Below are 849 nucleotides of genomic sequence, written 5' to 3'. Positions count from 1 at the left end.
CTCCGGCTTCGGTATCGGCGCGGTCGGTTTCGTAGATGGCGTCGATGAGGCAGCGGTGCGCACGGCCTCCGACGCCGCCGTCGCGAAGGGCCGCGTGTCGGTCATCCTGATCGCAACGCCGTCAAACCCGACCAACAGCCTGGTCGATATCGCGCTGATGCGGAAGATCGCCGACGAGATCGGCGCTAGCCAAGGGTCGACGCCGATCGTCGTGTGCGACAACACGCTGCTCGGCCCGGTTTTCCAGCGGCCCATCGAACATGGCGCCGACGTGTCCGTCTATTCGCTGACCAAATATGTCGGCGGCCATTCCGATCTCATCGCGGGCGCCGCCATGGGCAGCAAGGCGGTCACCAAGCCGATCAAGGCGCTGCGCGGCGCGATCGGCACGCAGCTCGACCCGCATTCCTGCTGGATGCTTGGCCGCTCGCTGGAGACGCTGTCGATCCGCATGGAGCGGGCCAACGACAATGCGCGCCTGGTCGCCGAATTCCTGCGCGACCATGCCAAGGTCGAGAAGGTGCATTACCTTCCGTTCCTGGGCGAGGAAACGCCGGCTGGCCGCACCTACAGGGCGCAATGCACTGGTGCCGGCTCGACCTTCTCCTTCGATATCAAGGGCGGCGAGAAGGCGGCTTTCGCCTTTCTCAACAACCTGCAGATCTTCAAGCTGGCGGTGAGCCTGGGCGGAACGGAATCCTTGGCCAGCCACCCCGCGGCCATGACCCATTCGGGCATACCCTTCGAGGTGCGCGAACGCATCGGCGTGCTGGAGACCACGGTCAGGCTGTCGATCGGCGTGGAGCACCCGGATGATCTGATCGCCGACCTGACGCAGGCGCTGGCAGC

Annotated in this window: 1 protein-coding gene; it reads left to right on the top strand. The window is 65.5% G+C overall.

Annotation, left to right across the window (positions count from 1 at the left end):
* Positions 1–849: PLP-dependent transferase (locus tag EN939_RS36240; RefSeq protein ID WP_127272060.1), on the top strand; the 849-nt coding region annotated here is incomplete at both ends.

The sequence above is a fragment of the Mesorhizobium sp. M7A.F.Ca.CA.002.05.1.1 genome (assembly GCF_003998335.1).
In the GTDB taxonomy this organism is placed as follows: domain Bacteria; phylum Pseudomonadota; class Alphaproteobacteria; order Rhizobiales; family Rhizobiaceae; genus Mesorhizobium.
The sequence above is the reverse complement of the archived record's forward strand: the minus strand, read 5'-3'. Positions and strand labels throughout refer to the sequence as shown.